The sequence below is a fragment of the Maribacter sp. genome, from assembly GCF_039968975.1.
GTDB lineage: Bacteria > Bacteroidota > Bacteroidia > Flavobacteriales > Flavobacteriaceae > Maribacter.
The window spans coordinates 1-8,169 of record NZ_JBDVOT010000124.1; the positions used below are offsets into that span (position 1 = coordinate 1).

The following is an 8,169-nucleotide window of genomic DNA, read 5'->3' on the forward strand; positions in this document are numbered from 1 at the left end:
GCAAAGTGCCTGTAGCTTCTGGCCTTTTGCCCACATGAGCGCCATACAATCAATGGAAGATAAAGACGAGCACCCAAAACCAACTTTTGATGTAAATTTTGGCTTGAACATTTTAGCATGTTCGCTACCTTTTTCCACCTTGTTAATTATTGGTATCTTTTCTTTTAGCGATTACTTTATAAATCCGTTGACATTAATTGGACTCGGCACCATTATTCTAGCTATTACTTTTGCTCCAGATGCTCTAAAGTCAATTAGTACAAATCGCGGTCAAAAAGTAATAGATAACGATTCTCAAATTACAATTGCGAATAACAATTTTAACCGCGAAGACAAAAAAAGCTTAAACGAAGCAAAGGCTAGCTGAAGCTATCCTCAATACGTTTCTTTCATCCATTGGTAAGGATTTCTTTTCATCCAAAGACCTCTAGTAAAATCAGGAAAATCTTGAGGCTCACCGTTATTGGCAATAGAAACTTCTGAAAGTGGTGTAACCGCACTCCATGCAGCTGCATCATAAGCATCTAAAGGTGGGGCTATGTTCTGTTTTGCAGATTCTACAAATGAGTTCAACACAAAAAAGTCCATTCCGCCATGACCTGCATTTAGAGCATACTCACCATATTTTTTCCAAAGTGGGTGGTCATATTTTTCTAGCCAAGGCTGTGCATCATCCCATTTATGAGGTTCTGATTTTCCTTCCACATAGATTCTACTACCATCAACCTCCCACAAACCGTTTGCACCTTGCGTGCGAAAACCTAAAGAATAAGGTCTAGGCAGATTACAATCATGTGTAATAATAATGGTTTCTCCATTTGCGGTATCTATAGTAGAGGTGATGACATCACCTTGCTTAAATTTTACTTTAGCATTAGGGTGCTCTTCTCCACCTTCCTTAACAATATAATTATGTAAACCAATGCCCTTAGATGCATGAGACGTCATAGATATAAAACGATTACCACGGTTAATATCTGCCATTACGGCAATAGGACCTAAACCATGAGTAGGGTAAACATCAGCATTTCTTTTTACAGAATGCTCGGTACGCCATTTAGATTCAGAAATTCCTTTTTCGCCAAACTCCACTCCTTTACCATAAGCAGTTTTACCATCATTAAATTTTACATGTCGTAAATCATGTTGATAGCCACATCTGTAATGTACCATTTCGCCAAATACATTTTGTTTGACCATATTTAGCACTGCTAACACATCTCTACGATAATTTACATTTTCTAAAATCATCATATGTGTACCGGTACGCTCATGAGCATTTACCAAATCCCAACATTCTTCTAAGGTATTAGAAGCTGAAACTTCTACGCCAGCATATTTTCCAGCTTCCATAGCATCTACCGTCATACGCGTGTGCCACAACCAAGGTGTAGCGATGATTACGGCATCAACCTCTTGTAAAGCTAATAGGTTTTTATAATCATGTTCGTTCGCACCAAACACTTTAGGGCTCTTACCTTTTGCATCGGCAATATGCTTTTTAGCAATATTTATTCTCCCCTCATCTACATCGCAAATAGCCGTCACATTCACATCTTTTCTAAGTAATAAGTTTTGCAAATGATTAGTTCCTCTTAACCCTACACCAATTAAACCTACATTTAATTTATCTGCAGCGCTAAAACTATTATGAGCAAAACCGGGCACTGTAAATAACCCCATACCTGCCAATGATGTATTTCTAATAAAATTTCTTCTTGTTGCCATTTAGTTGTAAAGTTTATGAACTTTGAATTTATAAAAACTTACCGATCTAGATTAACTAATCATCAAGTTTATAGATGTTAAAACCGATATATTGTACGAATTTTAATCACATTCGCTATTTTTGCCCCGTAAATACAGAAAATTATGACATTACTTTTAATGGCTGCAGGTAGCGGTAGTAGATATGGAAAGCTAAAACAATTTGATGATTTAGGACCAAATGGAGAGTTTTTAATGGAGTTTGCCATTTATGATGCCATTCAGAATAATTTTGATCAAATTGTAGTTATTACTAAAAAGGAGAATGTATCTTTTTTAGAAGAGCACCTTTCTAAAAGAATACCAAGCACTATAAAATTAAACGTTCTTGCTCAAGAACTTACAGATTTACCTGACGGTGTTACGTTCACTGGTGAGCGTAAAAAACCTTGGGGTACCGCTCATGCGGTATGGACGGCAAGAAAAGTAATTGACGGACCATTCGTAGTAATCAATGCCGATGATTTCTATGGTCAATCTGCCTATAAAAAAGCTGCTGATTTCATGAAGTCTGACGACAACGCCTATGCCCTTTTAGGTTATACGTTGAAAGATACATTATCTGAACATGGATCAGTTTCTAGAGGTGTTTGCGAAGTAAATGGCGACAACCTAGTTTCTGTACAGGAAAGACTAAAACTTGTACAAAAAGAGAACAACATTATTGATGAAGATACTAATCTAGAATTTACCGGTGACGAACAAGCCAGTATGAACTTTTGGGTGTGTAGACCATCTATCTTTGATAAAATTGAATCTGAATTCAGAATATTCTTGAAAGATGAAGACCGTATTGCAAACAGCGAGCTATACATTCCCTTAATGATACAAGAAATGTTACAGGCCAATGAAATTGAAGTGAAGTGTATTCCTTCTGGTGGAGATTGGTTTGGTGTTACCTATGCAAGTGATAAAGAAAAAGCAATGAACAGTTTAAAAGAAAAATCTGATTTGGGCAAATACCCTGCTCCTATTTGGAAATAAGACTTTTACAACAAAACGAAAAGACCCATTAAATTTCTATTTAATGGGTCTTTTTATATGTAAAAATGGCTTAAACTAAAAAGAGTCCGATCTTAAAGGATCGGACTCTTTTACGAGAACACTATATGAAAATGAAAAAATTTTATTTCGTTTTTAATAACACTGTAAATGTACAGGTACCATTAAATATTAAAAACAAATTGATGTCAACTGCTCATTTTTTGTTGTCAGATGGTCTATTTTTGTTGTGAACTCAATTTATAGCTATGAAAATTAGAATAAAAGGTGATTCCATTCGGTTTAGACTTACCCAAACAGAAGTGAAATCTCTATCGGACAATGGACAGATATACGACAGCACTAATTTTGGAACTATAAAATTTAACTACGGCGTAGTTCTTAAGAGTACTATAGAGCAGCTTCATATTGGTTTTGATAATAATAGCATTATTTTAGAAATGCCAGAAGCCATAGGTAAAGCATGGTATTCAAATGACATTATTACTTATGACCACACTATGAAAACAGCTGCAGGGAACGACCTATATCTTTTACTTGAGAAAGATTTTACTTGTCTAGATAATACCATTGAAGATCAATCTGATAATTACCCAAACCCTAAATTGAGTTAAATTCTATAGTAATCAACACCTTTTAAGATAGTTTTTAATAACATTGAGTACCGCCATTACTATAACAATTACTAAGTTTATAGTATGAATACAAAAACTGAACGTAAGGTCTCCTTTAGAGGCTCAGAAGAATTTCTAGACATTGAATTAAAAGATCCAATTACACATGCCGCCGGATATTTAGGTGTGCGTGAAGCTTTAAAGCATACTTTTAAGGAGATGGGCGTTCTTAGATCTATGCGAACATTGCTTAGCATGAATCAAAAAGATGGCTTCGATTGCCCTAGTTGTGCATGGCCAGACCCAGAACATCCTTCACCGGTAGCTGAATATTGCGAGAATGGAGCTAAAGCTTTGGGAGATGAAGCTACCACTGACAAAATTGACGCCAGTTTCTTCCAAAAAAATTCAGTTGAACAACTATCTCAATTAACCGACTTCGAATTAAATAAATTTGGTCGTTTGGTAGAACCAATGGTTTTAAAACCGGGCAGTGTTCATTACCAACCTATTTCATGGCAAGCAGCTTTTGACTTAATAGCAACTGAATTAAAAAAAATGAACAACCCAGATGAGGCTATTTTTTATACCTCTGGAAGATCCAGTAATGAAGCTGCCTTTTTATACGGAATGTTTGCACGTGCATTAGGCACCAATAATTTGCCAGATTGCTCTAACATGTGCCACGAAAGTAGTGGTGTCGCATTGGGCGAAACATTAGGTATAGGTAAAGGATCGACAACTTTAGAGGACCTTTATGAAGCTGAGGTAATTTTAATTGCCGGACAAAACCCGGGCACCAACCACCCAAGAATGTTATCTGCACTAGAAAAATGCAAGCAGAATGGCGGTAAGGTTATTAGTATAAATCCACTTGAAGAGTCAGGCTTAGTGAATTTCAAGAACCCACAACATCTTGGTGGATGGATCGGTGGCGGCGAAGACATGGCAGATATTCATTTGCCGGTCAACATCAATCAAGACATTCCTTTAGTGAAGCTAATTCTTAAAAAATTAGTTGCTTTAGACGAACAATCAAAAGATATATTTGACCATGCGTTTATTGAAAAATATACAGATGGATATGAATCTTTAATCTCTGATTTAAAAAATTACAATTCAGAAGACCTTTTAGCACAAACGGGCGTATTAGAAGAAAAAATTAATGAAACGGTTGCCCTACTAGCAAACAAATCTAAAATTATAGTGTGTTGGGCAATGGGTCTAACCCAACATAAGAATGGAGTTGAAAACATAAGAGAATTCATCAACCTTCTTTTGTTAAAAGGTGCTATAGGTAAACCAAATGCAGGTACCTGTCCGGTTCGTGGGCACAGTAACGTACAAGGCGATCGTAGCGTTGGCATTCAACACTTTGTTGATAAAGACATGAATGCCCGCATAAAAGAACATTTAGGTATCACCCCACCAGATCATGAGGGCGTAGATGTAGTAGGTACCTTAAAAGCCATGTATGAAGGTAATGCTAAAGTATTCATGTGCTTGGGCGGTAACTTTTTAATGGCGGCATCTGACACCGAATACACTGCAAAAGGGTTACAAAATTGTGACCTTACCGTACAAATAAGTACGAAGCTGAATAGAACCCATTTAATTACAGGAAAAACTGCATTGATTCTACCAACTATTGGGAGGTCAGAAAAAGATATGAAAGATGGCAAGCCCCGCCATTTTACCGTTGAAAATAGTATGGGCCGTGTTAAAAGATCCAAAGGAATACTTAAGCCCGCAGCAGATACCATAATGAGCGAACCTGAGATCATCGCCAATATGGGTCTTGCTTATTTTGGTGAAGGTCATTCTATGAACTGGAAATCTTTAGGAAATGACTATGAATTGATTAGAACGCGAATAGACCAAGTAGCAAAAGGTTTTAGCAAGACAGAAGAGCGTTCTGTTGGTGCAGGCTACTATTTACCAAATAACGTACGTGAACTTGATTTTAGCATGCTACCCAACGGAAAAGCACAATTTTCAATCAATAAACTACCCGAACATAGTTTAGCAAAAGACGAATACATGTTAATGACCATTCGTTCTCATGACCAATTCAACACAACCATTTACGGTTTAGATGATCGTTATAGAGGTGTTTATAATGCAAGACGCGTAATTTTCATGAATATTAATGACATGAAAGCTGTAGGTCTCAATAAATTAGATGTGGTAGATATTACCAGCACTTATGACAAAACTATTAGAGTTGCCCATAATTTCAAGGTAGTACCCTATAATATTCCCTCAGGCAATTTGGCTTCTTATTTCCCAGAAACCAATGTACTTGTACCTTACAACCATTTTGCAGACCGTAGTAAAACACCAATTAGCAAATCTGTTAAAGTGAGATTGGTAAAGAAATAGTTAACCAATTAACCATTGAAATTCAATTACATAACAATCTGGTAACTCAAATATAAGTTAGCAGTAACCTATCTATTCCCGTATATTTTGAAACTTTACGGTCATATATTTCAGCACATGAAATTTATTGCATTGACCGCTTTTTCAAAACTACATCTTGCACATCATGCCAAGTTGGAGGTCAATATAACCCTCATTACTTTTTCAAAAACAAGTAAGAAACCTCCAATCAGTATATGAAAAAAAGACCAGTTGATATTGTGGTCATTTCTGATGTTCATTTAGGAACATACGGTTGCCACGCCAAAGAACTATTAAAATATATGAAATCTATAAAGCCAAAAGAAGTAATTCTTAACGGTGATATTGTAGATATCTGGCAGTTTAGCAAACGCTATTGGCCCAAATCTCATATGAAAGTTATTAAGCTTTTATTAGAATGGGTGGCAAAGGGAATTCCCGTTCATTATGTAACAGGGAACCATGATGAGCTTTTACGCAAATTTTCTGGCAATAGAATGGGTTCTTTGAGCATTGTAAATAAGATGGTCATTCCACTAGATGATAAAAAAGCATGGATTTTTCATGGTGATGTGTTCGATGTAACCATGCAGCATTCTAAATGGGTTGCCAAACTAGGTGCTAAAGGTTATGACTTTTTAATTTTGTTAAATAGGGCAATTAACTTCATTAGCAAGAAAATGGGCAAGGGTCCTATTTCTATGTCAAAAAAAATTAAGAACGGCGTTAAATCTGCCGTAAAATTTATAAACGACTTTGAACAGATTGCAGCAGATATTGCGATAGAAAATGGATATGATTACGTGATATGCGGACATATTCACCAACCAGAAATACGTAAAATAAAAACAGACAAAGGGGAAGTCACCTACTTAAATTCAGGAGATTGGATAGAAAATTTAACCGCCTTAGAATACCATAAAGGCAAATGGAAACTTTACTCTTATTTAGAAGACCAATTGACCATAGACCATAAAGAGGATTCTAAAGAAGAAACATTTGTCTTAGAAAAGGCAGAACTCTTTCAAAGCTTATTAGAAGAGTTTAGAATTAGTGGAATGACACAACAAAGCAAATGAGAGTACTATACGCAATACAAGGAACCGGTAACGGCCACTTAAGCAGAGCAAGAGATGTTATTCCTGCGCTTTTAAAACACAACATTTCGTTAGACATTTTGGTTAGCGGCATACAAGCTGATATTAAGTTGCCCTACCCGGTTAAGTATCAATTAAAAGGACTCAGCTTCATCTTCGGTAAAAAAGGTGGCGTAGATGTATGGAAAACTTATTACAAGGCAAATTCTTTGCGTTTACAGAAAGAAATTAAAAGCATACCCGTAGCAGATTACGACTTGGTCATAAACGATTTTGAACCTGTAACCGCTTGGGCTTGTAAACTAAAGAACAAACCCTGTTACAGCTTTAGCCACCAAGCAGCGGTATTATCCGATCAAGCCCCCAAGCCCAAGAAAAAAGATAGAATGGGCAAATGGATACTAAATAATTATGCCCCAACAAGTCAGCAATTCGGTTTACATTTTCAATCTTACGAAGACAATATTTACACGCCTATAATCAGAGATGATATTAGGTCGGCACCAATTACGAACGGAGACCATTACACAGTGTACCTTCCCTCCTACAGTGATGAAAAATTATTGAAATTTTTAAGCAGGATGAAAAGTGTCAAATGGGAGGTATTTTCTAAACACAACACTTATGAATATTTTCATAAAAACATCCATATAAAACCAATAACTAATAATGCTTTTGTAAAAAGCATGGCTTCTAGCAAAGGTGTTCTATGCGGAGCAGGTTTTGAGACTCCTGCAGAAAGTCTTTACATGCAAAAGAAATTACTCGTTGTACCTATGAAAGGGCAATATGAGCAACAATGTAATGCTGCGGCTTTAGCAGATATGGGAGTTCCTATTATAAAAACACTTAAAAAGAAACATGCAGACAAAGTAAAAGCTTGGCTAAATTCAGATACCGTTATACCCGTAAATTACCCGGACATTACAGATAAAATTGTTTCAAAACTTCTAGAAGAATCTTTAGCAACTTGCTAAAAAAGCCCACCATTTCATTGAAAAAACAAAAAGAGCTATTATTCAATGCATCAGAATTTGGTGAAAATTTTACATGGGGAGTCTCTACCGCAGCATATCAAATTGAAGGTGCTTATGATTCTCACGGCAAAGGACCATCTATCTGGGATACATTTACTGCTTTACCAAAAGCTATTAGCAAAGGAGAAAATGCAAACGTATCTTGTGACTTCTACCATAAGTATAAGGAAGATATACTATTAATGAAATCCATGAACATTGATAATTACCGCTTCTCCATATCATGGGCAAGAGTTTTACCTAACGGTT

The 8,169-nt window shown here is 36.2% G+C and carries 7 protein-coding genes and 1 pseudogene; 7 read left to right on the forward strand and 1 reads right to left on the reverse strand.

Annotated features, from left to right (window positions below):
* A pseudogene (locus ABJI11_RS08215) lies at positions 1 to 367 on the forward strand (hypothetical protein); the annotation flags it as partial.
* An 8-nt stretch (positions 368 to 375) separates the two neighbouring features.
* Here the strand turns inward: ABJI11_RS08215 and ABJI11_RS08220 are convergent.
* Positions 376 to 1,728 carry a Gfo/Idh/MocA family oxidoreductase gene (locus tag ABJI11_RS08220; RefSeq protein ID WP_348351120.1) on the reverse strand — a complete coding sequence of 451 codons (1,353 nt, stop codon included), beginning with the start codon at positions 1,726 to 1,728 and terminating at the stop codon, positions 376 to 378.
* A 144-nt stretch (positions 1,729 to 1,872) separates the two neighbouring features.
* Between ABJI11_RS08220 and ABJI11_RS08225 the strand changes: the two genes are divergently transcribed.
* The 6 genes from ABJI11_RS08225 to ABJI11_RS08250 form a co-directional block, all read left to right on the forward strand.
* Entirely contained in the window at positions 1,873 to 2,751 is an 879-nt protein-coding gene (locus tag ABJI11_RS08225) for a sugar phosphate nucleotidyltransferase (RefSeq protein ID WP_348351122.1), read from the forward strand.
* 266 nt (positions 2,752 to 3,017) lie between these two features.
* Positions 3,018 to 3,383 (forward strand): hypothetical protein, encoded by a 366-nt coding sequence (locus tag ABJI11_RS08230; RefSeq protein ID WP_348351124.1) that lies wholly within the window; start codon positions 3,018 to 3,020, stop codon positions 3,381 to 3,383.
* 84 nt (positions 3,384 to 3,467) lie between these two features.
* On the forward strand, positions 3,468 to 5,765 hold the full coding sequence (locus ABJI11_RS08235; RefSeq protein WP_348351126.1) for an FdhF/YdeP family oxidoreductase: 2,298 nt from the start codon (positions 3,468 to 3,470) through the stop codon (positions 5,763 to 5,765).
* A gap of 236 nt (positions 5,766 to 6,001) precedes the next feature.
* Positions 6,002 to 6,865: a UDP-2,3-diacylglucosamine diphosphatase gene (locus tag ABJI11_RS08240; protein WP_348351128.1), complete on the forward strand. Its 864-nt coding sequence runs from the start codon at positions 6,002 to 6,004 to the stop codon at positions 6,863 to 6,865.
* Complete coding sequence (locus ABJI11_RS08245) at positions 6,862 to 7,860, forward strand: glycosyltransferase family protein (protein ID WP_348351130.1); 999 nt, start codon at positions 6,862 to 6,864, stop codon at positions 7,858 to 7,860. The genes ABJI11_RS08240 and ABJI11_RS08245 overlap by 4 nt, the downstream gene beginning before the upstream one ends.
* 17 nt (positions 7,861 to 7,877) lie before the next feature.
* Positions 7,878 to 8,169, forward strand: a 292-nt coding sequence (locus tag ABJI11_RS08250) for a family 1 glycosylhydrolase (protein WP_348351132.1), incomplete at its 3' end; no start/stop codon positions are given.